Here is a 25368-nt window from a genome sequence, read left to right on the forward strand (position 1 = left end):
GTCACTTTAGGTGATTGGATCTTTTTCTTGTATAAAGCCTCTACTCCGCTAATCGGGTAGAGGCTTTAATTTGCGGACGTGAGAAATAGCTACACCATGGGTAAAACATAATGCTGTTTGGGTCGAGCCCTTTTTTTACCAAAAATTTGCGTCGTTTGTGATAGGGTTCAGCGTATCATAAGTAGGGCGAAGCCCAAAGGGGGCGTCCCTCAGGTCACTTTCGTGGCCTTTTGGAACACCCCCTTCTTGCATTGAGGATATCTACTGTTAATTTTCCAATTTAAGACTGCTGAACATTTTCACGATTTCCGGATCGCTATGCGAGAAGAATAAGCTGTTGCCCGTATCTAATGAGGCAATCTTCGCCATATCCTCTTGGCTGATCTCGAAGTCGAAGATGTTGAAGTTCTCGACAATCCTCTCCTTATGAACGGACTTTGGAATCACGACGACTCCTCTTTGCGTCAACCAACGCAAGATCACTTGCGCAGCGGATTTGCGGTACTTGCCGGCGATCGATACGAGAACTTCATTCTGAAACATGTTATTTCGTCCTTCCGCAAATGGCGCCCATGACTCGATTTGAATGTTGTTCTCGTGCATCAGCCTGGCGCTTTCGATCTGTTGACAGAACGGATGAGTCTCCACCTGGTTGACGGCAGGAACGACTTCATTGTATATCATCAAATCCAGCAGGCGATCCATCTGGAAGTTGCTGACGCCAATGGCCCTGATTCTACCCTCATGATATAATTCCTCCATCGCGCGCCATGAGCCGTGGACGTCTCCGTACGGTAGATGTATCAGATACAAATCCAAATAGTCCAACTGCAATTTCTTCAGCGATCTTTCAAACGCTTGCTTAGTTCTCTCATAACCGGCATCTTGAACCCAAAGCTTCGTTGTCACGAATAATTCTTCTCTTCGCACACCGCTTCGCCGGATGGCTCTGCCGATCGCCTCTTCATTCTGGTATGCGGCAGCGGTATCGATTAGACGATAGCCTGCCATAAGGGCGTCGTATACGGCTTGTTCGCATTCCTTCGCATCTGGAATCTGATAGACGCCAAAGCCGATAATCGGCATTTCAACCCCATTGTTCAAAATAACTTTTTGCATCTAAATTCCTCCTGTACATTTTTCCCTTCTCGCTGGGTACAGCCTTATTATGCAATAAGTGTATGAAAGGCCGGTAACTCATTCATCTTAAATGATTGCCTATTCCTACCACTGTCGATGAAAATACAGAACCAATCGTCTATAATCAACGGAGAAGGTAAGCCACAAGGAGGAGTCCATGTCGTGGAAGAAATCTATAAGTTGCAGAATGAGTTGGCCGCACGGATCGAACGCCATTCGGGCAAGAATGGCCTTTACGGGACCGCAATTTCATCGCTGTCATTCATTCATTACTCCGAATTCACTGAACCGGGCTGTCGGGTTTATAACCCATCGCTCTGTTTCATAGCTCAAGGATTAAAAGAGGTCTTGCTTTCTCATGAGCGTTATGAATACGGCCCTGCCAACTACCTTGTCGCTTCCATGAATCTGCCGATGACTGGCCAGGTTATCAAAGCTTCTGCCGACAATCCCCATTTAAGCTTAATGCTTGAATTCACGCACAACCAAATATTGGATGTCCTTAAAGAGTCGGAAAATCATTTCTCCTCAAAGGAAAATACCAGACGAGCACTATTTATCGGTCAGATCGAAGTTCCCTTGCTGGATGCGATCGCCCGATTCGTTCGCCTACTGGATCAGCCACAAGAGATTCCGTTTCTGGCTCCTATCTATAAGAAGGAAATATTGTATCGGCTTCTGCAAGGGCCGTATGGCGTCGCGCTGGCCCAAATCGCCTTGAAAGGAAGCAATACCTTTCGAATCCGGGATACGATCGAACAAATCGTCCATCATTTCGATCAGCCTTTGCGAGTGGAGGAGCTTGCGGAAACGGCTCGCATGAGCGTCTCATCGTTCCACAGACACTTTAAAGAGGTCACCGCTATGAGCCCGCTTCAATTTCAGAAGCAGATAAGGCTGCAGGAGGCCAAGCGCATTCTATTATCTGAGTCGGCGGAAGCCGCCGAAGTCGCGTTCCGGGTGGGCTATGAGAGCACATCCCAATTCTCACGGGAATATGCCCGCATGTTCGGCGCTCCTCCCAGAGAAGACATCAAGCGTATGAAGGAGAAATACGATCACCGGCTGCACACGCCTGACTTTCCGGAGAGAGTTGGTTTCGAAAATCAAAGAGAGCCGTCCCATAATCGATTCGGAGACGGCTCCCAAACTGAAGGCGCCCGACTAGGTGCCTTCTTTGCGCGGTTGATATAAGGTGTCCCTTGGTTGAAAAGCAATCATAACTGAAAAACGCTGCACCCTAAAAGTGACGATCTTGAAGATGTTCCCACTCACTCCATGACATGATAGCTAGCTCTGGTCGCGGCTCATCTTTCAACATGGCAATAAACTCAATGGAGTGTCCGTCTGGATCGCTAAAGTAGATAGACACAGCAAGATCTACCCGAAAAGCAAAGTGTTGACGCTGCACATTAGACGAAGGATAATTCTCCCGAATCCCAAGCATGGCCTCACCCGGATTTCCAATCCAATAAAATTTGGACTTCCGATTACGGTCTTCATGGGAACGCCCATACAGCAAAGACAGTCCCGCCTAATCGGCAGAGACTGCCCAAGAAAATGTGGAGCGCAGCGGGTCCCCCCATACGCATTTACACCTTAAACCGATACCCCGCGCCCCATACCGTCTCGATAAACTGATGCTTCGCCGGGTCCTTCTGAATCTTGTCGCGGATCTTCCCGACATGGACCGTGACCGTGGCGGAATCCCCGAAGTGATCGATGCCCCATACTTTATCCAGCAATTCCTCCTTGGAATAGACCCGATCCGGATTTTCCGCGAGGAAGAGCAGCAAGTCGAATTCCTTGGCGGTCATCGTGATCTCCTTCCCGTTCAACATCACCCGTCTGGCATCGACCTGAATCGCAAGTCCACGAATGTTCAATTCACGCGCCTTCCGAACAGACGAAGAACCGGCGCCTGCAGCGGCCCCAGTCAACCGGTCATACCGTTCAAGATGTGCCTTTACCCTCGCCACGAGCTCCGACGGACTGAACGGCTTCGTTACGTAATCGTCCGCTCCCAAGCCAAGTCCCCGGATCTTGTCGATATCCTCCTTGCGGGCGGATACCATCAGCACCGGAATGAACTTCTTCTCGCGAACCCGTCGCAGAATGTCGAAGCCATCCATGCCCGGCAGCATGACGTCTAGAATAATAAGATCGTACGCTTGCTCCAACGCTTCCTCCAGCGCTTGCCGTCCATCTGCCCGAAGGGTCACCTCATAGCCGTGCACCTCAAGGAAGTCCCGTTCCAGCTCGGCGATCGCTTGATCGTCCTCGACGATTAACACTTTCCGTTTCGTCATCTTCCCACTCTCTCCCATCACGCTCGAGACTGTTTCATCGGAATCGTAAACATCACCGTCATCGATTGTCCCAGCTCGCTTCTTGCGTTAATCGTCCCGCCATGAACCGCGACGATCTGCTTCACGATGGCCAAACCTAACCCGGAGCCGGACACGTTCTGATTCCGATTGGCGTCCGCACGATAGAACCGGTCGAAGATACGCTCCAGCTCGCTCTGCTCCATGCCGGGACCGTTATCCGTCACTGCGATGACCCACTCCTCCGCCAACTGGCCGAAGTACACCTGGATATGCGGTTCCTTCTTATCCATAAACTTCACCGAGTTTCCGACGATATTCAGAATCGCTCGCTTGAGCTTCTGGGCATCCATCGTCGCGACAGCATCCGATCCGGCCTCGTATTCTCCCGTCAGCCGTATGCCTGCTCGCTCATATTCGATGTACAGCTCGTTCATTGTCTGTCCGTAGAACTCCTCCAGCGGCACCTCATCGAAATGGAACTTCTCTTGCTCGAGATCCAACTTCGACAGCAGGAACAGGTCGTCGATCATCCGATCCATGTCGAGCGTCTTCGCATAAACAACGTCGATATACTTCCTCAGCTTCTCCGGATCGTTCGCGACGCCTTCCCGAATTCCCTCCACATATCCCTTAATCGAGGTGAGCGGCGTCTTCAGATCATGCGAAATGTTCGAGATCAGCGCTTTGCGATTCTCCTCCAGCGCCAGCTGCGCGCCGATCGATCGCTCGAGTTCGCTGCGCATTTTCTCGTACGAGCGGATCACGCTGCCCACCTCGTTGCTCACTTTCGATTGCAGGCTGAAGTTCAAGTCCCCTTCCGCGATACGGCGGGAACCTTGCTCGAGCTGCCGCAGCGGCCGGACGATATCCTTCGTCGTAATCCAAATCAACGGCACTAGAATGATCCCAAATAAGAGTGCAATGCCCAGTAGCACAAAAAGCGGGAACCGGCCACCCTTCGTCGACATCTCCGTCACGTCGGCGATGAGGTAATACGATAAGGGCTCGTCGATCGCCGGAAAATCGTACCGCATCGCGAGTAAGTCGCGTCCCTCCCACGAAATCATCGTAACCGCGCCGTCTGTATGCTGTCCCATCTTCGATGCGTCTTTCCGCAGCTGCGCAAGAAACGCATTCTCTTCCTTGAGCGCGCCGTAGCTTTCCCATCGTTCGCCTGCCTGGACGACAAGGAAGCCCCCGAACGGCTTCAGTTGGTCCCCTAATAGGCTCGCGAATGCGGGGGAGGCCAGTTCCTCCGGATTGTACCGTTCCGCATAACGCAGGTCCACGAACAGATCGATGCCCCGCCCAAACGCCTCGCGCGGGGTTTGATCCTTTATGATGCCGTTAGCAAAATACGAGACGACCGCCGAGACGAGTCCGATTCCCGTCACCGTGACGATCGCCGCGGTCAGCAATATGCCGATGATATACGTTAAGATGAGCTTCAGTCGAATGGACATCTGTTAGATCTCTTTTCTTTGGAAGGCTATCAATCCCAATATAGTGCCAATAATATAGTAGGTTGCCATAAATAGCAATGTCGAGATCGACGCGCCGACATTGCCTGCATACAGAAGCGGCCGCACCCAATCCGTGAAGTCCGTGACGAGGAATCGGCTCAATTGCGGCTCGAGCAAGCCGACGACGCCCATCGCCATCCACAACACAACGCTTACCACCAGCCCGACTCCGCCGCTTCCCGTCCATAAGGATACGCAGTTGGCCAGCACCACGAGTAAACCGCAGAAAAGAATCGCGCCGCCAAGCTCCGCCAGACTCGCCCCCAGCTCAGAGAGTGCAGGCACACCCTGAAGCACTACGCTTCCGATCAACGTCGGCACGAACACGCTTAGCACGATCAGAGCACCGGCGGTCCACCCTGCGAGCATTTTCCCCATGAAGAGGAACTCTCGGCTGACCGGCAGCTTCAGCGCATGCTTAATCGTACGATCCTTAAATTCGCCGACCATGAGGTCGCTCCCGAGCGACACCATGAATAAGGGGAACACGATCGCAAGCAGCAATTCCAACACGGTCGACGGAAGGCTGTCGTCCAGCCCGATACGGTCGCCGATCAAGACGAAGAAGATCCCGATCAGGAAAGCGAGCAGCAGCAGTACCTTCAGCTTACCTCCGCGGAGCAGCTTACGCAGCTCTTCGCCCGTGAGATAGTTCAATTGCGCGATCATGCGTTCCCGCTCCTTTCTTGCGCGATACCGTGCAAATAATATTCCTCTACGCCCCGGAACGATTCCCGAATCTGCGCGACGCTCGCGGTACCGACATGCCGCCCTTCGAAAATGATGCATGCATGAGTGATCCAATCCTCGATGTCGTGCACCTGATGCGACGAGACGATAATGCTCATTCCCGTCTCGGCTGCGAGACTGCGCAATATCGCGGCCATCTCGCGCCGGCCCTCTATGTCCATGCCCGAGAACGGTTCGTCGAGCAGCAGCAGCTTCGGCCGGTGGAGCAGCGCGCTGGCGAGCTCAATCCGTTGTTTCATGCCGGTGGAGTACTTCTTGATCTTGAGCCGGTGGTGCTTCGACATTCCCACAAGCTCTATCGTTTGACGAATACGCGCTTCGTCGACGCCTGGGTACAGCTTGTGATAGAGCTTCAAATACTCGTAACCCGTAAGATAGGAGTACGGCGTCGGCTCGCCGATCATCAAGCCCATATGCGGCCTCGTCTGCTCGGGCAGGTCGGCGACGGAGGCTCCGTCCAAGCGCGCATTCCCGCAGTCGCTCTCGAGCCACCCGGCCATCGCTTGCAGCGCTGTCGTCTTTCCGGCACCGTTCGGTCCCAATAAGGCGACAACCTCACCGGGAAGTACGGTGAGATTGAGCCCTTGGATACCCCGACCGCCGGGGTAGACCTTCGACAATTCGTTTACTTCGAACATAGGACAGGTCCTCCCGTTATCGTGATGTTAGCCGCGATCGTCGAACGTTGCCGCGTCGATGATTTCGATGTTCTTGCCGGCAGGGTCGTACACGTCCGGCGTCGTAGCGTTAATGCCGCTGATGTCTCCTGCACCTTCGATCTCGACCGTGTGGGCAATACCTGCTTCGTCCTTGCCGCTTACTTCAAGCTCGCCTTGCACGCTCTGAAGCTCGTTGTTCGCATTCACCGTGAACTGGAGTTTCACGTGTTCAATCGCGAAGTCTTCCGTCAGCTCTGGCAATTGCTCTTCGAGGTTGATGTCTTCAAGCCCTTGGAAGAAAGGAAACTGCTTGATCCGCTCCCAGTCCGCCGACGATTCCTCAACATGCCTGCTTCCAGCTCTGTCCTTCGACTCTGCCGCGTCCATCAGCAGGCGAATCGGAAGGGGAATGTCCTTCTCGTCGATGTCCGCCGTAATCGTCTTCGAGCCGTCCGCATGGTTAGCCACGCTGAAGTTATTCTTGAGGTCGCCGACCACGAAATCGAGGAGCGCTTCTTCCGCCTTGCTCATCGAGCGGACATCGCGGTCGTCCTCATCAGACCGCTCGCGGTGGTTGCCGGCGTTTTCCTCGCCAAGGTTGATCACCCGATAGTTCAGATTGTGCGTGCGATCGACCATATAGATGCTTTCATCGTTGTTGCTATAAAGACTGGCGCTGCGTGCGACGCCCTTGAGGGTGAAGTTAATGTCGCTGCTCACGATGTGCCCATCTTCCGCGTCCGCTGCTTTCGCCTTGCCGTCCAAGTCCAGTACCGATTCGCCGTCTACCTTCACGGAGAAACTCCCGTTCACCGTCGCGCTCTCGATCGTATCGGCCGACAGATTGTTCGCCTTCAGCACTTCTTTGAACGCATTGTACCCATCCGTATTCGGGGTGTACGCGAATGCCGTCGCCGTAAACAACGTCGCCGCAGCCGCGGCCCCGCCGATCATCAACCATTGGTTTCTCTTCTTCATCTCTTATTCGCTCCTTTAAGGTTGTATGGATTCTCTCTTGCTTACAACCTTAGTTTAAAGAAGGAGTCTAAACTTCCTCGAAACCAATTCGAAAATATTTCTAAAATGTGGGTTTGCGAATGATCACTCGAATATATACGGCTCTTCGCGCTGTCTGCAACGGCATGTTTAAGGGCCATCCTTTTTACGGGGTGGCCCTTTCTTTGATCTCGCTATTTTTCAACTATCGTAATCCGTTAGCGTGATTCAAAAATTTCGCTCTATTTGTGGTAAGGTTCAGTTTAACGCTCATAACGGCAAAAATAGCAAAAGGAGCTGCCGTGGCAACTCCTTTTGTTGTATATATGGGATTGATCTTACTGTGAACGTACATCCTCGAAATTCCGTAGAAGGCTTTGCTCCAGCTCTTTTTCGTTTGTTTTTAGTTCTTGCATGATCGGAATACTCATATCGGTATTGGGATTGTACTCAAGGCCCCAATGCATGATGGCAAATAGGACCGGAATCAGGTCAAGTGCTTTTTGTGTTGGCCGATACATCGTTTGTGCCCGATTTGACTCGCCTTCAATTTTGACAAGTAAACCTGCTTCAACTAGTGATTGGAGCCGTGCACTCAAAATATTGGTTGCGATGCGCTCGCGTGAAGCCAGGAATTCGCGGTAATACCGCTTGTTATGGATAAGGACGTCACGAAGGATGACGAGGCTCCATGGATCGCCCCATATATCGAGCGCATATACAATTGGACAAACGGTAGATGTTCGCTTTTTCATGAGCATGATTATACGATCTGTGCTTGCATTATGCAAGTCTTATTGTGCTCGTTCTAATCAAGTTGCCCTTTACCTGTCGTGATCAGGCTGCGCCTAATGCTATTCCTGCCAGGTCACTGGTTTATCAAGTACGATACCATCCGTCTGTACCCATTGACGGAGACTGCCCGCTTGGACTTGAATAACGATGAAAGACAAATCGCCGGTACCGTTATTGCGAAGCGTGCGTTCTCCTTCAGGTGAAACTCGAATAGCCGTTCCTTCCTTTACATCAACAATCTGTCCATCTACCTGAAACTGACCTTGGCCGCCAATGAATAGATATAGCTCCTCATTCTCCCGATGGGTGTGGTAGAACGGAACAGAGCCTCCCTCCGGCAGTTGGTTCAGCGAAACCTCCATGCCGGTTAGTCCAAGCTTGTCCTTCAGAAAGAGCTTACCTGGGATGGGATCCTTCGACATACTCAAAAGATTGCTAATAGGACCTGATTCCAAAACGCTGAAATGATTACCATTCATTCGTAAACTTCCTTTCGGTTTGAGTTTAGTTCAAGCACACGAAGAATTAAACTAAAAGTTAACCTATAGGTCGGCAGGGTATTGCCTGTTTCGAGAATGTCAACAGCCTTCCCGGCATTTCGCCATCGGCTTCGTTATGTGATAAATCGACTATAACGTTTATACTTTCAAATTGCAAGTATAGATAAGGCAACGTTGACGGAACAAAACCCATCATGTTAATATTCATTTAACAATCGTTAAGTCAAATTGCAGTTGAGGAGAGCCACACATGTTCCGCACCCCCAAGAGCCAGAAAAAGAAAATAACGAACAGAGACTTACAGGCTGCAGAAAGAAGACAGCAGATCTTGTATGTAGCCAAGCGGTTGTTTGCCGAGAACGGGTATCATGCCACTTCCATGCGAATGATCACCAGGGAGATTAAAATGACCGAGGCATTGTCATATCACTATTTCCCTGGTGGGAAATTGGAAATTTTGCATACCATTGTTCGAGAAGAGCATGAGAAGAAAGTGGATGACTATACCGCTGTGATCCAAGCATTCAAGGAAGATATATCCTTGCGCGATGCTTTGCTTTTGCTTGCCCATACGACTTTCAAACGTTTTATGAATGACAAGGAACTTCTACAAATTCTCATTAAAGATCGCAAACTATTGGATCGCGAACATCTGGCTGCTTTTTCACAGACAGCTCAAGAACCTATGCTCGCTATGATCCAGTTCCTCGAGAGGCAAGCGGGACAAGGACATATTCGCGAAATGGATTACAAGCTTGCCGTCAGACAAATTGTTTATCACGTCGGATTCACCGCATTGAATCAAATCATCTTTGAATTTAGTGCCGGAGAAGATTTCAATAAGCATATTGAAAAAATAGTCGATTTTACGATTGAACTGTGGTCGAAATAAAATTTTTTTTGCAGTTTTCACTAAACGAACGTTAAACGAAATTTGTGAAGAGGGAGTCGATTGACAATGAACGAGAGAATTCTGATCTCGGGCGCGAGCATTGCGGGGCTGACCCTGGCGTACTGGTTGAACAAATTCGGATTCCGACCCACCATTATCGAGCGTGCTACCCGGCTGCGCGAGGGCGGCAACGGGGTTGATATGCGGGAGGACGCCATTGAGGTAGCCGAGCGAATGGGAATCATGTCGCAGATCCGGGCGGAGGCAGCGGACGTCATCGGGATGTCGTTTGTGAATGCCGCCAACCACAGCTTGGCGCGTATTGACATGCAGGCTATCCAACAAAGGCTGGACAGCGGCCAGGTTGAGATCATGCGCGGTGATCTGGTTGCAATGCTACACGAATTAACGAAGAACGACATCGAATACATTTTCGGCGATTCCATCCGAATGCTGGAACAGACCGGCGATGGGGTGATGGTCTCCTTCGAGCACGGTTCTACACGTCAGTTCGACCTGGTCATCGGTGCCGATGGGCTGCATTCCACGGTTCGGCATTTGGCCTTTGGTCCAGAATCGCAATTTATCTTGTACAAGGATCACTATTTTGCTTTCGCGGACGCGAACCCGGCGCTGGGTGATGACCGCTGGATGACAATATACAACATGCCGGGCAAGATGGTTGGAGTCTACCGATCCGGCAACCACGTCGGGGCAAAAGCGTACTTCATTTTCCGACAACCTAATCCACTGACGTATGACCACCGAGACATTGAGCAGCAGAAACGTATAATTAGCAATACGTTCGCGAATATATCGTCGTGGCGGGTGCAGGAGCTTCTCGCCGGAGCGCTTGCCGATCCCAAGTTTTACTTCGACGCGCTCTGTCAAGTACGGATGCAATCGTGGTCGAAGGGCCGCGTGGCACTCGTCGGCGATGCCGCCTACTGTGCTTCTCCCGCGTCAGGCGCCGGGGCAACGTTGGCCATGGTCGGTGCGTACCGACTCGCAGGAGAAATCGCGGCGGCTGACGGGAATCACCAACTTGCTTTCCGTCGTTACGAGGAAGGCAATCGGAAATTGGTCAAGCGAATGCAGAAGATTGGTCCTAATATCCGCCTAATGGTACCGAAGAGACATATTGGCATATGGGTAAGGAACACCATAGCCCGACTTCCACTTATGAAGTCCCTGTCGAGAGTGGAGCACATACTGCAACCCAAGCATACAGAGCCTCTGCCTTACTATCAGAGAGAAAGTAGAATTTAAACATCGCTTAGCCTGCTCCCATATATCCGAACCCATGTCCCGCTAGGAATTCCGCAAAAAAATTGTCGTTATTTATGGTACGGTTCTCCGCGATTAATCTTTAACTCGCCATAAGCCATACACTCGGAAACGCACACAAGAAAAAGGCATTACCAAGGGCAGTCCCTGCAAAGGGAGCTGCCTCCTGATAATGCCTCTAACGACACTTCTCGCATACTTCGTTATTTGCGCTCCGCCAAATACTGTTCCAGCTGATCGAACGTACCTCCGAAGCCCTGTTCCATGGACTCGAACATGCCTTCATAGAAGCTGCGCTCTTCTTCTGTAGCGTTGAACGGCCCGCCGCGAATTATCATCGTAGTCGTACCATTATTGTTGTCGGTAAAGGTTACCTCGTTACGTATTTCAAGCGGAATCAAATTACTGAATGGCGCCCTGACGATATTGCCTGTCTCGTCCGAGAAGCAATTATGCCACACAATTCGCTCCGGGGCTTGGATTTCCTTGTACAGGAACTTTCCCCACATTTGACCGCCATCCGCAGCATTCATGCTGTAGTGAAAATAACCGCCCGGACGAAAATCCATTTCCTGTACGTGGATCTCGAAACCTTTGGGTCCCCACCATTGCTTCAGGTGCTCCGCCTCGGACCACACTTTGAACACAAGCTCTCGTGGCGCTTGAAGCTCGCGTGTGATGATTAACTCCTTGCCTTGGGCTTGACTTGACATCTCTATTCCTCCATTGCGTGTAAGCTCTAGCAAGTCTGACTCGATGTTAGTTGCTTTCCATTACGGCAAAATAGTTGTCTTCGTCATCCGCGAAGTTGAACACGCGGCCGCCAGGGAGGTTAACGATGTCTCCAACCTTAACGCTCTTATTCTTCAACTCGCTGTACAGCGTGTCGAAGCTGTCCGTGAAGAACATAAGCGACGGCGTGCCGAGATTCATGCCTGGGTTCATCTTCGCAACGGCTTCCTTGTTATGAAGTATGATTGTCGTTGCTGCGCCCTTCGGTGCAACTTCGATCCATCGCATCTCCCCCATATTAACTTCGGACACCACTTCGAATCCGGCCTTCTCCGTCCAGAAATCGCGGCATGCGTCTTGATTATTGACATACAGCATTATTTGACCGACTTTGTTAATCATCGCTGGCACACTCCCTTAGTGTAAGTTGTAAGTAAACTGAGATTATTTGAGCGATTCCAAACGTTCGCTGAGGCGATCCCACGTTTCGCCGATGCCTTGCAGCATGCCCATATCAATCACCGTTTGCAGCGATTCTGCCGATCCATACACAGCTCGGTTAATGAGTTTCGTACGGCCACCGCCAAGATCAACGAACAGCAGCGTCACTTCGGTCGATGGCATATCCGGATTCTCATTGCCTTCTGCATCCGAGAAATAATCGGTGTAGACGATTTTCTCAGGTTCAATAATTTCACCGTACACGCCTTTGCCCCACGATTCCATGCCGAAGAAATCGCCTTGGTTCTTATCAACGCACTTCATACAGTAATGCCACACGCCGCCTGGTCGAAAATCAACATTGCAGACCGGCAGCTCCCAGCCTTGCGGACCCCACCAATGCTTCAGATGTTCCGCTTCCTTGAACATGCGGAACACGAGCTCGCGCGGTGCGTTGAACTCCCGCTCCAGCACCAGTACATTACCATTCTCAACCGTAGAAGTTATCGTTTGATTCGTCATTATTATTGCCTCCTAAATTTCATTTATTGTTTTTCTATTGGTTATCCATCTTTATCGGTATCCTTGCTCTGCAGCTCTTGCAAGTAGTTATCTAAGTTATCGAAACGCTCTTCCCATACGTGACGGAACGACTTCACCCACGTTTGCAAGTTGGTGAAAGGCTCTGATCTGAGCTTATAGATTCGGCGATTCGCATCGGCCTTCACTTCTACCACCCCGCTGTCGCTGAGCACCTTCAAATGCTTCGACGCTTGCGGCTGACGCAGCCCTAACCGATCTGCGATTTCCCCTACCGTTAGAGGTCCATCTCGCAGCAACTCTACGATTTGCATCCGATTCGGCTCTGCCAAGGCGCTGAGTGCCGCCATGTCGATCCCCGGATAGTGGCCTGACATGCTGTTCACCTCTTTGGACAATCGTATTAGTCTTCTCATCATCCCCTTCATCTGTGAGGATTAACTTCCTGTGGCTCTAATATACCTCACAATGAATATTCCTGTAAAGGAATATTTAAAATCTTTTTGTGATTGTACAAGAAAAGCCGTCAATCCACTCTCTTTCACTTCCTTGCGCACAAGCGGTATAGTAAAGGTACGGGGTTGTTTGTGTAATAATGAATGGAGTGAATCATCGTGGCATCAATCGAAGATTTTATGAGTCTGGATATTCGTATCGGCACCGTCGTCGCAGCCGAGCCTTTCCCCGAAGCACGCAAGCCTGCGATTAAGCTGACGATCGATTTCGGTGATCTGGGCATTAAGCAGTCCTCCGCTCAAATCACGCGCAGATATGCGCCCGAGCAGTTAATCGGCACGCAAGTTGCCGCCGTCGTTAACTTCCCCGTCAGGCGCATCGCTGGGTTTAAATCCGAAGTGCTCGTCCTAGGCGCTACGCCAGAGGAAGGCGATGTGGTCCTGCTGCGGCCGGATGTGCCGGTGGACAACGGAACACCGATTGCGTAGAGGTTTCGGCAGAAATGCACAACAATAGGGCTATCCATCCGCGAATGGATAGCCCTATTGACATGTATATTTTAGACCAACATAGTTGCCTCATGATGAGACGATCGTTCGTCTGCAGGTGCTAGGTGATTAACGATCTCATGCAGAGCCGTTAGCCCTGCCACCTCAGCCTCGCGTGCTTCATGCAGCAAACGCAGCGCTTCCGCCTTCAATCGCGGATCTGCCGTATCCGCTCCTTGAGGAAACGGGAACAGATCTCTCAAGCCCATCCACGCCCGATAACTGGACATATACGCTTCCGCCGCTTTCAACATCAATCGCTGGAGTGGGATGTCTTGAATGGACATACAATGCGTAATGGCCGATTGCATGAAGAATGGGGCAAGGTACTGCCTAGACGACGTGATCCACAGCAGATTATAGCTCGTATCGAACGGCCGTGCCGCCCCTGACTCGAAAGCCCCAATCCATGCATCAATAGCCGCAATGCCATTGCAGCGGGACGAGCCTTCCATTCCAACGTTCTCGATATGCTGGATGCCGATCGATAAAGCAGTGCGCAATGCACGACGATAGCTTGCATCTTCTTCCTCGGTATAACGCGTTACATCAAGATGCGGCTTCTCCTCTCTCTCCCTTAGGACGAGCACGAACATCTCCGGATTGATCGGCGTCCCATTAAGAGGCCGCTTCCCAAAATCATCGTAAGCGAGTTCGCCGCCTTCACGCGCATTAATGTCATGAATATGAAGGATCTGACGCTTGTCATCGAATCCATAAATAAGGCCATGCTCATAATTGTCAAGGTTCCAGCCGACCGCGGCAACCCCGCGCTGAATGCTTTCTCCGACCGTCAGCAGCGCAGTATCGATTGTTTGGTCCGTCCAGTCTCCTCCATAGATGTTTGCCGCGACAACCTCCATGTCGAAACCCAGGTTGTGAAGCGCCGCTCGGAGCAAGCTTCCGTCCCCGAATACATCCATCGGAACAATCTGTGCCTCATCTGTGTTGATAGCAAAAGCTTGCCCCGTATAGACCAATGCCTGCGGCAGGCCAATCGGCTTGCTTGAATACTGCATGGCGCCATACAACGATAGAGCAAGCGAGTTATAGCAATCATTCCAGTTGAACGTTTGGCGCTCGAGAAGCTTCCGGACCGGCCCCTTCTTCCTTGCCGATCTCCTCTGACGCGGCGCTTCTAGCGACGCGGGCACAAGATTCGGATCGCCCTCGTAGCCATTCTCGGCATACAGCTCCGTAATTTCATGTTCGGGCAGCACTCGATTATAGATCCGAACATCGTCTATGGCACCATGGAACCAGAAGCGCGGCTCATTCGAATTTTTCTTCCCGATATAGATCGGCTCTTCCTCATTCGGCTTGAACGTGCCCGCTTGGCTGTCGTTCAACTCCCCGTTCACATAGAGCTTATGTTCATTGCCATCATAGCTTGCAACTACGTGGTACCATACCCCGAGTTGAATCGGGTATTTCCCGACCGCATCTCCTCCTCCGCCCATCCGGTGCCAGACCAGTCGATCGCCCTTGGTGCTCAATTGGAACACGCGTCGTGATTTGTCAGGCTGCAGGCCATGGTCGTCTTGCGAGACAATCGCGTTGCTCCAACCTTTCAATACCGCATGCTGATCATACTTTACCCAGACGGAAATCGAGAAAGCGTCCGGATTGAGCGCTGGCGGCGGTTCGAGCACGAGGTGATCGTTTTGTCCAGAAAAAGCATATGCGCGTTCAACATCGCCAAAGCGATTCGCTGTTAGCGCTGCGCCTTCTACACGTGCATGCCTGCCTTGCCCGCTCGTATCCTCCGCGCCGCCGTCAAACAAATACTCGACTGCCAGCCCTTCTCGCAATTGACTCAAACAAGCTTCCCCCTTCGCGTTTGAATTCACAGCTCAATCCCCTATAATCCCCCTATCAAATATAGCATATATTGTTAATTGTGTTAGACCTATAGAATATATAAAAAAGACCAAACCCAGCATCCCCTTCTGTTCGTTGGGGTCATGCAAGGTTTGGTCAATTGCATTAACGATCTGCACATTACAACAGCTTCTCTGGATCAATGCGCGGCACGAGTCCCTCATCCGCGGCACGGCCGAGCAGCGCGCGAATCGCGCCGAAGCCGTCTTCGCCTAGATCGCGCGTAAACTCGTTCACATACAGCTCGATGTGCTGCTTCGCTACATCCGGCGACATTTCTTGCGCGTGACGCATGATGTATTCGCGGGATGCCTCCGGGTGCGCCCATGCATATTCAACGGATGCTCGTACCCATTTCGTAATGGCATCGCGATCGAGCGAGCGCTTCACGATAATCGCGCCGAGCGGAATCGGCAGACCCGTGTCGGCTTCCCACCAGCTGCCAAGATCCTGCATTAGCGTCAGTCCGTAGTTCTGGTACGTAAACCGTGCCTCATGGATGACGAGACCCGCATCAATCTTCCCGTCGCGCACCGCCGGCATAATCTCATGGAACGGCATCACGATGATGTTCAAGCCGCTGCCTCCGCCTGGGATATTGTCTGCCGCCCACAGACGGAACAGCATATAAGCGGTCGAACGGTCGCTCGGCACCGCAACCGTCTTGCCTGCGAGCGAGGCCGGGTCCGAGCTGCCGCCGTTCGTCAGCACGAGTGGCCCGCAGCCGCGGCCAAGCGCGCCGCCGCAAGGGATTAATGCATACTCGTCGAGCACATACGGGAGCGCGGCGTATGAGATTTTGAGCACCTCGGGCCCTTCGCCTTTCGCTGCCCATTTGTTCGTAATATCAATATCCGCGTACGTTACATTCAAGCTTGGCGCACCTTCTACGAGGCCATGCGCCCAGGCATGGAACACGAATGTATCGTTCGGGCATGGGGAATACGCAATGTTCATTGTTGTCATACTAGATTACCTCCTTCAATACGGATGCCGCTTGCGCCAACGCACCAAGCGCTTCGCCAATTCGCCATGCGGACTTGTCCCTTGGACCTACTCGATTCGAAATTGCGCGCAGCTCAAGGACAGGAATACCCGCTAGTTGAGCCGCAGCCGCGACACCGTAACCTTCCATTCCTTCGGACGCTGCGCCAGGAACACGCGCTGCCAGCCTTGCGGCCTGCTCTGCAGAACCAGTTGCCGTCGACACCGTCAACGCTTGTCCTGCACAGGCGCGGAAGCCAGCCGTTGACAGCGCATCCGTCAGACGATGCGCCAGCGCCTCGTCAACTGCCACGCGAGCCGAACCGAAACCTAACTCATCCACGCTAAGAAACCGCTCGCCATCCGGTGTCTCGGCACCGAGATCTGCAGCGGTAATGCCCGTTGATACAACAATATCGCCGATGTCGGCTTGTCCGTCGAAACCGCCGCCAATGCCAGCGCTGATGACGAGGCGATAGCTGCCAGCAGCTCTCGTCAAAGCAGCCGCTGTGTTTGCCGCGATGATCGCGGGGCCAACGCCGCCGGCCATTACGACGAATCGTTCATCGCCCTCCAGACCGCGCAATACGGCCTCTCGTTCCGCCTCTACCGCGGTTACGATTAATATTTTGTTGCCCATGCTTCCATCTCCCGTTACCTTGTGTCTACACTGCTGAGTTTACATGAATGCGGGAGATGAGACAAGAAACGACGTCGGCAGACAACCAGTTCCTTCCACAAGGATTAGCCCTATTTGACACAGTTACTGATATCTAATAAACATATCGCAAACTATTATTATCCTATGAGTAAAGTCGGAGGACGGCGCCAAGTATGTGCAGCAACGGTTGTCAGCGTGCTTATCTCTCTCAAATCGGAAGTTTTCTAGCGATAATGGTTGTGGATGAGCGTATGTCATCATTTTTCGACCAATTTGCGTCTATTTCGCCTGAATAAGCTTGGCCAGAACCTTTATCATGCCGATACGGCCATATCCGAACCATTAAGCTCTGTGGCAACCGCTATCCAACTGCGGCTATCGTGGTGTTATCGCATGATTAGCGCATTTTACCATATACTAAGGAGGTCTTAAGCTCGTTCACGACCATTATGACCTTGGTCAGGTCGCTTGTTGCCGTCATTCGCGTTACAATAAGACCATCGGCAATTAGACGATACATACAAACCACTTATTAAACGGAGTGACTTTGAGCTGGGCTCAAAGATCCCGATGTCAGGAGGAATACGAATGCCAGTTACATCGCAGCAATTGGACAAATACGCGGAGCTGATCGTCAAGGTCGGCGTCAACATTCAGCAAGGACAGGAGCTATTCGTTACCTGCTCGATTGAACTCGTAGAGCTCGGCAGACAGATCGCCGTACAAGCATATGCCGCTGGCGCATCCAACGTCCATATCGACTGGACCGACGATGCTACCGCTCGTCTGAAGTACGAGAAAGCAGCGGACCACGTGTTCAACGAGTATCCTGAATATGAGAAGCTCAAACGCAATACGTTCGTTGACCGCGGAGCGGCGTTCGTCGCAATCGTCTCTGCAAGCCCGGACCTTCTGAAAGGCATCGACCCTGCTCGTATCGCAGCTTTCCAGAAATCGTCCGGCGAAGGGCTGAAGCATTATCGCCGCGCGATCCAATCCGATCAGAACAGCTGGACCGTTGTCGCTGGCGCTTCCCAAGCATGGGCAGCCAAAGTGTTCCCCGACGCTTCGCCGGAAGAAGCGGTCGATAAGCTGTGGGCGGCGATATTCGAATCCGTTCGTCTTAACGCGCCAGACCCTGTCGCCGCTTGGCAGGCACACAACGAGAACCTGCATGCGAAGGTCCATATTCTTAATGAGCGCAAATATCGCAAGCTCCACTACCGCGCCCCTGGCACGGATCTCACCATCGAACTGCCGGAGAAACATCTGTGGGTCGGCGCAGCCAGCGAGAACAAGAACGATGTCTCGTTCATGGCGAATATGCCGACGGAAGAAGTGTTCACCGCTCCTTATCGCAATGGCGTAAACGGTTATGTATCGAGCACGAAGCCGCTCAGCTATGGCGGCAACATTATCGACGGCTTCAAGGTGACATTCGAGAATGGCCGCATCGTGAAAGTGGAAGCCGAACAAGGGCAGGACATTCTGCAAGGACTCGTCGATACGGATGAAGGTTCGCACTACCTCGGCGAAGTGGCGCTTGTGCCGCATGAATCGCCGATCTCGAACTCGAACATCCTGTTCTACAACACGTTGTTCGACGAGAACGCTTCGAACCATCTTGCAATCGGCAGCGGCTACGCTTTCAACGTTGAAGGCGGCAAAACGATGTCGCCGGAAGAACTCGAGGCAGCCGGCGTCAACTCGAGCATCTCGCACGTCGACTTCATGATCGGCTCGGCCGAGATGGACATCGACGGCATCCGCGACGACGGCACTGTTGAACCGGTATTCCGCGGCGGAAACTGGGCGTTCTAAGTGAACGACATCGGTTAGCCTGACTTATTGATAGAGAAGGACCTCCATTCCGCATCCTGCATTGCGGAGTCGAGGTCCTTTTTGTTACATAGAATGCTCTTCCTTGTTCTTAAGATACGATTCGAACTGCTCAATGCCACTGAATCGGTTAATGGCGACTCCCTTCGTTTTCAATAACTGCTCGAGCCGGTAGCTTAGCTGTTCCGTCGCTCGTTGCAAAGGCGCCAAGTCATCCGGGTTAAGGCAGGCAATCAGCTCGGGAAGCCCTGACCGGATATAAACCTGCTGAATGATAGAAGTACTCACTAAGCTGCTCTGCCATTGCCCAGTCTCTGCATAAGCAATAAAGTGCGCTATCTCCTCCTGCACATGAATAGCTGCGAAATAAGCCGTATCGTAATCGTTCGCCTCGCAGGCAGCGATGATTTTGTTCAGTACCGCTTTGAGCTCCTCATAGAAGCCTTTCATCCTCGTCTCGTAGGCAGGCGTCGTATTGTACCGTGCCTTCTGCTCCAATATCAACTGACCCGCAGCGGATACCAGCTCTTCGCAAGCCTGCATCATCTCTGCGTTCGAATCACTCTTCATAATCGTCGACATAAGCCCCAGCAGTCGATCTGGCTTAAGCGGCAGACGACAGATCTGCTCCGTATTCCTGCCGAACCCCTTGGTGTAAAACGTACCGTTAAGCAGAGCCAGACTTTGCAGCGCCTTCGTAAGCACGCTATGCGCTTCGATACGAATGACGGTTAACGACTCTGCGGCGCTGTCTCGGGTCATTCGGTACATATGGGAATAGACCTTCTCAAGCTCTGACTCCGCCTTCTGAATCATAAGCTGCTCTTGCCCTTCCGCTTGCATCGCGCTTGTCATCTCACGCAGCTTCATGAACCGCGCAAGATCTGCATCGGAACGAACGTATAGCAGCTTGCAATCGCTAATAATCGTCGTCGTCGGCTCCTGAAACGATGCCATTCGCTCCGCCCGCTCCCAACTAATCGGCCAGAAATCAAATCCAACATCGTCGATAATAAATTGCAGGCTTGCCTGATAACCTCTATCCGTTGCTGGAATGAAGAAAAGATCGAGGTCCGATCGTTTCGTTGCCGTTCCCTGCGCGTAGGAACCGTAATAAGCGGCAATTGCAATATCATCCGCATAGGCTTGTTTAATATGTCGAATGAAGCCATCAGCGACCTTGAATACATCGAGCAACGTCCATGCCCCCTTCGGTGTGACCTCTCCTCATCTTATAATCTGAGCCCTAAAGCTTATATGTCGAAAACAATTATAGTCATCTCCGGAATTTTAAGCTGGATTAAAGCTTGTGTTCATCCCCCGTTCATATTGACAGGGTAAATTAAGGATGTTCATGAACCCGTTTCCTGTGTTGGTTAACCAGTCACTCTATTTCCACACGAAAGGCGGTAGACAATGAAATCTCGTTCCGCAACCATTCGTCGCTACGGAAAGACGCTCAGTGCGTTAATTCTCAGTCTCACGCTTACGGGAGGCGTCGCTGCAACAAGCAGCGTATTCGCAGCCTCTGACGACGCAACGTCCTCTGCGACGCAACAGGAAGGCAAGTCGAGCAAAGGAGCGTTCGGCAATTTCGGCAAACGCGGCGGCGGTCAAGGTCAGGCAGCTCATGGCTTCAAATCGTCGGCTATCGAGTCCAAGATTGCGGACTATCTGAAGCTTAGTCTGGCTGATCTGCGCGAGAAGCAGCAGACGCAGACGCTCGCTGAAATTGCAGCTTCGCTCAATGTTAGCCGCGACACGCTGAAGGCGCAGCTCGTCGCTTGGATTGAAGCCGAACGGCCGGCGAATTCGTCGTCATCGTCGACTCCAAACGAAGACAAGCCTGCATGGGATGCAGCTGCTATTGCGGACAAAATGCTCGACTCTAAAGGCGCTGCCCTCAAAGGCGATGGCTTAAAAGGCAAAGGCGGCAGCAAAGTTGGTTTCGGATTTAGAATCGCGGCTGACGAGCTTGCGAGCTTGATCGGCATTACAGCCGATCAGCTCAAGGAAGAGCAAGAAGCAGGCAAGACCGTTGCAGAGATTGCTGAAGCACACGGTGTGATGCGAGATGCGCTGAAGACGAAGCTCGTCGCTTGGCTGGATGCGCACAAGCCTGCTGCGCCAGCTGCAGATGCAGATAGCTCAGCAACGACGGATACGAAGAAGCAGCCGGATTGGGATTCGTCCGCGATCGCTGACCGAATTCTCGACTCCGGCCCTGGCAAGGATGGCGGTCACGGTCGTGGGTTTGAAGGCGTCCGCGGCGGCTTCGGATTCCGTGCCGCTTACGATTCGGCGGCCGTTGCATCCGTGCTCGGCGTAACCGAAGATGAACTGAAGACAGCGCTCGCGGCAGGCAAGACTATCGCTGACGTAGCGTCAAGCAAAGGCGTTGCCGTCGACAAGGTTCAGCAGGCGATTGTGGCTGCGCTCACAGCAAAGCTTGATGCAGAACTGAGCAGCGGCGCAATCACGCAAGAGCAATACGACAAACAAGCAGATCAACTGTCTGTTATAGCAGAAAAGATTGTGAACAGCTCCATGCCTGCTGGCAAACAGCAGAACAAACGCGGACATCAAGCGGATAACGCCTCCAACTCCGCGAGCACCGATACGTCTGCGTAACGAAGTCGCTCTCGTTGCGCTGGTGTGGACCAATGCTCGACACATAGGACGAAGCCCCGGACCAATGGTCTGGGGCTTCGTTGTTTGTCTTGAGAAACATCCGCTTCTGCGGACACCGAGTAATTCCTGCAAATGTGCAGTTGTGGAGAGCAAAGAAGATAAACATCCCCCTTCAGCCCTCGATCCCACCGACTTTCCATCTCTAGCGCCGCATATACATGTGCAGTAGAGTAACGGACAGGAGGGCGGCAACAATGGATTGGCAGGCAATAAACAATCGAATCGCCAGGATGACCGAGCAGCTGCAAGCCATGCAGTCACCGGACGGGGCATGGCGGATGTGCATCGATTGCGGGACGATGAGCGACTGCTATTTGTTAGTTACGTTAAGGCTGCTCGATGTTCGAGACGAGCCGCTCATCCGCTCGCTAGCCGATCGAATCATCTCCCGCCGCGAGCCCGAGGGTTCGTGGAAGCTGTTCCCTGACGAGCATGAAGGAAGCCTCGATGCGACGACGGAGGCGCTGCTTGCCCTGCTCACCTCCGGCCATTACCGTGACGGCGACCCGGTCATCGATCAGGCGAAGCAGTTCATTCGTGCGCGCGGCGGCTTGAACAAAGTGCAGTCGCTTCTCACGCAATCGCTGCTCTGCGTAACCGGACAGGCGGACTGGCCGCAGTCGTTCCGCATCCCGCTTAATGCCATGTTCTCGAAGGACGGCCCGCTGCCAACCTTATTCCAGATGTCGGGCCATGCCCGCGTGCATCTCGTCCCGATCATCGTGATGGCAAACAAACGGTTTTCCCTTCGCACGGCGCATACGCCGGATCTGTCCGACCTATTCCTCAATGGAAGCCGCCGTTTCCACAACGACGCGTCCATCATCTCCGTGTTGAACGGCTTGTTCGGCTCCCTGATCGGACTGCTATCGCCAGATGATGACAGCCTGTACCGACAGGCGGAATCGTTCCTGCTCGAGAGAATCGAGCCTGATGGCACGCTGCTTACCTACTCTACCGCTACCGTACTCATGCTGCTATCCCTAGTCTCCCTTGGCCGCTCGCCATCCGACCCCATCATGAATGAAGGCATTCGTGGCACCCGCACGCTGCTGTGCGGCGATCCGCCAATGGTCCAGATCGCGACGCCGACGGTATGGGATACGGGCATGCTCGCTTATGCCCTAGGCAAAGCCGGTCTGCCATCGTCACACGAGACGATGCAGCGTGCAGCCCGCTATCTGCGGCTGCGACAGCATACCCGCTATGGCGACTGGGCTATCCGTGCGCCGAACGTCGCGCCGGGCGGCTGGGGCTTCTCGAACATCAGCACGCGCTACCCTGACACAGACAGTACAGCAGCCGCGCTTCGCGCCTTCGTGACAGACCCGTCAACGACGCAGCCGCATAGACCAGCTTCGATTCCAGCAGACGACTGGGACCGAGGGCTTCATTGGCTGGTCGCCATGCGCAACGACGATGGCGGCTGGCCGGCATTCGAGCGGAACGGCAAGCCGCTGCCTGTCGGTCTATTCAACGATTCCGGCACAGCCGAAATCGTGAATGATTTATCCCACGCCGACCTTACATCCCGCGTGCTCCACTTTCTCGGGGAAGACCTCGGCATGTCGACCCGGCAGCAGTGGATCGACCGCTCAGCCCGCTGGGTATTATCCCAGCAAGAGAAGGATGGCAGCTGGTTCGGCCGATGGGGTATCACTTATACGCATGGCACCGGCACGGTCATTCTTGGACTTACATCGATCGGCGTCAAACCGGATCATCCCGCGATCGCACGAGGAGTCCGTTGGCTGCTCTCCGTTCAGAACGCCGACGGCGGCTGGGGAGAATCCTGCTACAGCGACCAGCAGCGCCATTACATCCCGCTCGGCACAAGCACGCCGTCACAGACGGCGTGGGCGCTCGACGGCCTCATTGCCGCACTGCCGGCTCCGACGAAGGAGATCGAGCGCGGCGTCGACGCGCTGCTCCACACCCTTGATGTGCAGCCTGCGCAGTTGAACCGCTATCCGACTGGGGCTGGACTCGCGGGCATGGTGTATGTGCATTATGAGAGCAACAACTGGATCTGGCCGCTGCTTACCCTTGCGAGATTACGGCACAAATTCCAATAAGCGTACTTTTAGGCCGCGAACTTAAGGCATCCATGCTACAATGAAGCCATTCCGGTTGCGCGGAATGGCTTCTTCTTCAGCCGCCGCCCTATCCGCCCTATTGAGAGGAGCCAACATAAATGCCGCACTTACTATTCCGAGGAATTTCCGCCGATCAGCTTCGCGAGGCAGCTGCGACGCTTGCCGAGGAGCTCGCCGTTATATGCGATTGCGGAACCGACAATTTCACGATGGACTGCTTACATACGACATCCGCATTCGGAGGAACAGGAGATCGTTCATTCCCGTTCGTAGAGGTTGCCTGGTTCGAGCGAGGCAGCGAGGCGCGCAGCCGATTCGCCGCGGCCATCACCGCTCAGCTGGCCAAGCTAGGCTTGAGCGAGATCGAAGTTGCATTCCGAACATACCGTGAGGATAGCTACTACATCGACGGGCAGCCGTGCGGCTAGCCACAACAGGCGATGCCTCCTTATCTAACGAAACGACAAAAACGGTCCGCAGCGGCGCTTTATGCGCCGCTCGGACCGCTTTCTTTTGCCCAACATACAGAAATAATCACCTGGTCGAACGAATCAACAAGTACACAATCAACCCGATAATCGGGAAGAAGAATATTAACGCCGCTACGCCTAGCGCGAATAACGGCTCATTCCCCTTGCGAATCGCATCCCGATAAGCCCACACGATCGAGACGATGTGAAAAACGAAGAATAACAAGCTAATGAACACGATGAACAGCACAATTCCAATTCCTATTCCACTCACAGTCGCCGCTTCCCCATTCATCCTGGATCTCCTCTCATCAAGGCTTCCTTATGAAAGGGTTATACGCCAATATCAGGAAATCGTTGCGGCAGGTTTCAACCGATACCAGTAACGATACGCTTCGACAAACCCAACCTTCCCATAGAGACGAACTGCCGGTGCATTGTCCTGCACGACGGCCAGGTAAGCTTCCGACGCGCCGCTCAGCTTCGCCCACTTCAACAGGTTAAGCACAAGCTGCTCTCCATATCCTTGGTTCCGGTAAGCCCGCGAAGTTACGATGCTGTACAATCCGGTGTATCCGTCCTCCAGTACCGCATAACCGCAAGCGATGTCTTGATCTCCCTCGTACAAAATAACAAAGCACGCCGGCTTCTCAATCCGTGCCAGCATCTGCTGCATGATCGCCATATCCATCTTGCTGCTGCCGCTCATCTCGGCATATCGAGCAAGCCATCTAGCCGTTGGCTGCATGGTCATCTCAACCGTCTGCTTCGCAGGCTCCGCGACATTAGCGAGCGAGCAGGTTAATACGGCTGTCGCTCCTTCCTTCTCATACCCGCTGACCGATAGCTGCTGATCAAGAAGGGACAGACGCGGCTCATCGGTCATTTTGAAAATCGAAGGCAGTCCCTGCTCTGCATACATCCGCTCGATCGCATCGATCCTGCCCGCCCAATCGAGCTCTCCGCCGGTTGTGTCATGCAGCGGATATACAGAATTCGCCCGTTTCGTAAACCCGCTGGTGAAGCACACCTTCCAGCCGTCATAATCGACCGTATACAGCGCCGGCCAAGCATTCATCATCATTTGCTCTACCTTCGATTGCATCTTCACTTGCCTCATCCTCCGCGCTTTTGATGAATATATTATACAATCTTGT

General features: G+C 52.8%; 26 protein-coding genes. 8 read left to right on the forward strand and 18 right to left on the reverse strand.

Features of this window, described 5'->3' with window-relative positions; all coding sequences use genetic code 11:
• Positions 1-267: 267 nt before the first annotated feature.
• Positions 268-1119 (reverse strand): aldo/keto reductase, encoded by an 852-nt coding sequence (locus SBI19_RS13890; RefSeq protein WP_317969106.1) that lies wholly within the window; start codon positions 1117-1119, stop codon positions 268-270.
• Between the two features lie 183 nt (positions 1120-1302).
• On the opposite strand from SBI19_RS13890, the gene SBI19_RS13895 reads away from it, so the two are divergent.
• The gene (locus tag SBI19_RS13895; protein WP_317969108.1) at positions 1303-2334 is read left to right on the forward strand and encodes an AraC family transcriptional regulator; all 1032 of its coding nucleotides are present in this window, start codon (positions 1303-1305) and stop codon (positions 2332-2334) included.
• Between the two features lie 398 nt (positions 2335-2732).
• Here SBI19_RS13895 and SBI19_RS13900 read toward each other — a convergent pair whose 3' ends face one another.
• The 7 genes from SBI19_RS13900 to SBI19_RS13930 all read right to left on the reverse strand — a co-directional run bounded on the left by SBI19_RS13900 (position 2733) and on the right by SBI19_RS13930 (position 8615).
• Positions 2733-3449, reverse strand: coding sequence for a response regulator transcription factor (locus SBI19_RS13900; RefSeq protein WP_317969109.1), 717 nt, complete (start codon positions 3447-3449; stop codon positions 2733-2735).
• Between the two features lie 17 nt (positions 3450-3466).
• On the reverse strand, positions 3467-4933 hold the full coding sequence (locus tag SBI19_RS13905) for a sensor histidine kinase (protein ID WP_317969110.1): 1467 nt from the start codon (positions 4931-4933) through the stop codon (positions 3467-3469).
• A 3-nt stretch (positions 4934-4936) separates the two neighbouring features.
• Positions 4937-5662 (reverse strand): ABC transporter permease, encoded by a 726-nt coding sequence (locus SBI19_RS13910; protein WP_317969111.1) that lies wholly within the window; start codon positions 5660-5662, stop codon positions 4937-4939.
• Positions 5659-6381, reverse strand: coding sequence for an ABC transporter ATP-binding protein (locus SBI19_RS13915; protein WP_317969113.1), 723 nt, complete (start codon positions 6379-6381; stop codon positions 5659-5661). The genes SBI19_RS13910 and SBI19_RS13915 overlap by 4 nt, the downstream gene beginning before the upstream one ends.
• 27 nt (positions 6382-6408) lie before the next feature.
• On the reverse strand, positions 6409-7380 hold the full coding sequence (locus tag SBI19_RS13920; protein WP_317969115.1) for a hypothetical protein: 972 nt from the start codon (positions 7378-7380) through the stop codon (positions 6409-6411).
• Between the two features lie 356 nt (positions 7381-7736).
• Positions 7737-8159, reverse strand: coding sequence for a winged helix-turn-helix transcriptional regulator (locus SBI19_RS13925; RefSeq protein WP_317969117.1), 423 nt, complete (start codon positions 8157-8159; stop codon positions 7737-7739).
• Positions 8160-8252: 93 nt separating this feature from the next.
• Positions 8253-8615 (reverse strand): cupin domain-containing protein, encoded by a 363-nt coding sequence (locus SBI19_RS13930; RefSeq protein WP_483312291.1) that lies wholly within the window; start codon positions 8613-8615, stop codon positions 8253-8255.
• Between the two features lie 328 nt (positions 8616-8943).
• On the opposite strand from SBI19_RS13930, the gene SBI19_RS13935 reads away from it, so the two are divergent.
• Positions 8944-9585 carry a TetR/AcrR family transcriptional regulator gene (locus SBI19_RS13935; RefSeq protein WP_317969121.1) on the forward strand — a complete coding sequence of 214 codons (642 nt, stop codon included), beginning with the start codon at positions 8944-8946 and terminating at the stop codon, positions 9583-9585.
• 66 nt (positions 9586-9651) lie between these two features.
• The gene (locus tag SBI19_RS13940; protein WP_317969123.1) at positions 9652-10854 is read left to right on the forward strand and encodes an FAD-dependent monooxygenase; all 1203 of its coding nucleotides are present in this window, start codon (positions 9652-9654) and stop codon (positions 10852-10854) included.
• A gap of 221 nt (positions 10855-11075) precedes the next feature.
• Here the strand turns inward: SBI19_RS13940 and SBI19_RS13945 are convergent, their stop codons facing one another.
• Genes SBI19_RS13945 through SBI19_RS13960 form a run of 4 tightly spaced genes read right to left on the reverse strand, consistent with a single transcriptional unit; the run spans position 11076 to position 12962 of the window.
• Positions 11076-11585: an SRPBCC family protein gene (locus SBI19_RS13945; protein WP_317969125.1), complete on the reverse strand. Its 510-nt coding sequence runs from the start codon at positions 11583-11585 to the stop codon at positions 11076-11078.
• Positions 11586-11631: 46 nt separating this feature from the next.
• Entirely contained in the window at positions 11632-12006 is a 375-nt protein-coding gene (locus SBI19_RS13950; RefSeq protein ID WP_317969127.1) for a VOC family protein, read from the reverse strand.
• A gap of 42 nt (positions 12007-12048) precedes the next feature.
• The gene (locus tag SBI19_RS13955) at positions 12049-12567 is read right to left on the reverse strand and encodes an SRPBCC domain-containing protein (RefSeq protein WP_317969129.1); all 519 of its coding nucleotides are present in this window, start codon (positions 12565-12567) and stop codon (positions 12049-12051) included.
• Positions 12568-12608: 41 nt separating this feature from the next.
• Positions 12609-12962, reverse strand: coding sequence for an ArsR/SmtB family transcription factor (locus SBI19_RS13960; RefSeq protein ID WP_317969210.1), 354 nt, complete (start codon positions 12960-12962; stop codon positions 12609-12611).
• Between the two features lie 237 nt (positions 12963-13199).
• On the opposite strand from SBI19_RS13960, the gene csaA reads away from it, so the two are divergent.
• The gene (gene csaA / locus SBI19_RS13965; RefSeq protein ID WP_317969131.1) at positions 13200-13529 is read left to right on the forward strand and encodes a chaperone CsaA; all 330 of its coding nucleotides are present in this window, start codon (positions 13200-13202) and stop codon (positions 13527-13529) included.
• Positions 13530-13600: 71 nt separating this feature from the next.
• On the opposite strand, the gene SBI19_RS13970 is transcribed toward csaA, so the two are convergent.
• The 3 genes from SBI19_RS13970 to SBI19_RS13980 all read right to left on the reverse strand — a co-directional run bounded on the left by SBI19_RS13970 (position 13601) and on the right by SBI19_RS13980 (position 17094).
• On the reverse strand, positions 13601-15409 hold the full coding sequence (locus tag SBI19_RS13970) for a LamG domain-containing protein (protein WP_317969133.1): 1809 nt from the start codon (positions 15407-15409) through the stop codon (positions 13601-13603).
• 181 nt (positions 15410-15590) lie between these two features.
• The gene (locus tag SBI19_RS13975; protein WP_317969212.1) at positions 15591-16427 is read right to left on the reverse strand and encodes a 1,4-dihydroxy-6-naphtoate synthase; all 837 of its coding nucleotides are present in this window, start codon (positions 16425-16427) and stop codon (positions 15591-15593) included.
• 10 nt (positions 16428-16437) lie between these two features.
• Positions 16438-17094 carry a futalosine hydrolase gene (locus SBI19_RS13980; protein ID WP_317969135.1) on the reverse strand — a complete coding sequence of 219 codons (657 nt, stop codon included), beginning with the start codon at positions 17092-17094 and terminating at the stop codon, positions 16438-16440.
• A 609-nt stretch (positions 17095-17703) separates the two neighbouring features.
• On the opposite strand from SBI19_RS13980, the gene SBI19_RS13985 reads away from it, so the two are divergent.
• A complete protein-coding gene (locus SBI19_RS13985; RefSeq protein WP_317969137.1) occupies positions 17704-18936 on the forward strand; it encodes an aminopeptidase in 1233 nt (410 codons plus the stop codon).
• Positions 18937-19020: 84 nt separating this feature from the next.
• On the opposite strand, the gene SBI19_RS13990 is transcribed toward SBI19_RS13985, so the two are convergent.
• Positions 19021-20151, reverse strand: a complete 1131-nt coding sequence (locus tag SBI19_RS13990; protein ID WP_317969139.1) for a hypothetical protein — start codon at positions 20149-20151, stop codon at positions 19021-19023.
• Positions 20152-20370: 219 nt separating this feature from the next.
• Here SBI19_RS13990 and SBI19_RS13995 point away from each other — a divergent pair, with 219 nt between their 5' ends.
• From SBI19_RS13995 to SBI19_RS14005, 3 genes are all read left to right on the forward strand, one after another.
• Positions 20371-21585 carry a hypothetical protein gene (locus tag SBI19_RS13995; RefSeq protein WP_317969141.1) on the forward strand — a complete coding sequence of 405 codons (1215 nt, stop codon included), beginning with the start codon at positions 20371-20373 and terminating at the stop codon, positions 21583-21585.
• Between the two features lie 254 nt (positions 21586-21839).
• The gene (locus tag SBI19_RS14000) at positions 21840-23720 is read left to right on the forward strand and encodes a prenyltransferase/squalene oxidase repeat-containing protein (RefSeq protein WP_317969143.1); all 1881 of its coding nucleotides are present in this window, start codon (positions 21840-21842) and stop codon (positions 23718-23720) included.
• Between the two features lie 119 nt (positions 23721-23839).
• Positions 23840-24169, forward strand: a complete 330-nt coding sequence (locus SBI19_RS14005) for a DUF1904 family protein (RefSeq protein ID WP_317969145.1) — start codon at positions 23840-23842, stop codon at positions 24167-24169.
• A gap of 106 nt (positions 24170-24275) precedes the next feature.
• Here the strand turns inward: SBI19_RS14005 and SBI19_RS14010 are convergent, their stop codons facing one another.
• Together SBI19_RS14010 and SBI19_RS14015 are read right to left on the reverse strand one after the other, a co-directional pair.
• Positions 24276-24506: a hypothetical protein gene (locus SBI19_RS14010; protein ID WP_317969147.1), complete on the reverse strand. Its 231-nt coding sequence runs from the start codon at positions 24504-24506 to the stop codon at positions 24276-24278.
• 51 nt (positions 24507-24557) lie between these two features.
• Positions 24558-25316 (reverse strand): GNAT family N-acetyltransferase, encoded by a 759-nt coding sequence (locus tag SBI19_RS14015; protein WP_317969214.1) that lies wholly within the window; start codon positions 25314-25316, stop codon positions 24558-24560.
• Positions 25317-25368 lie beyond the last annotated feature (52 nt).

It is taken from the genome of Paenibacillus sp. CCS19, assembly GCF_033239625.1.
Classification (GTDB): Bacteria; Bacillota; Bacilli; order Paenibacillales; family Paenibacillaceae; genus Paenibacillus_T.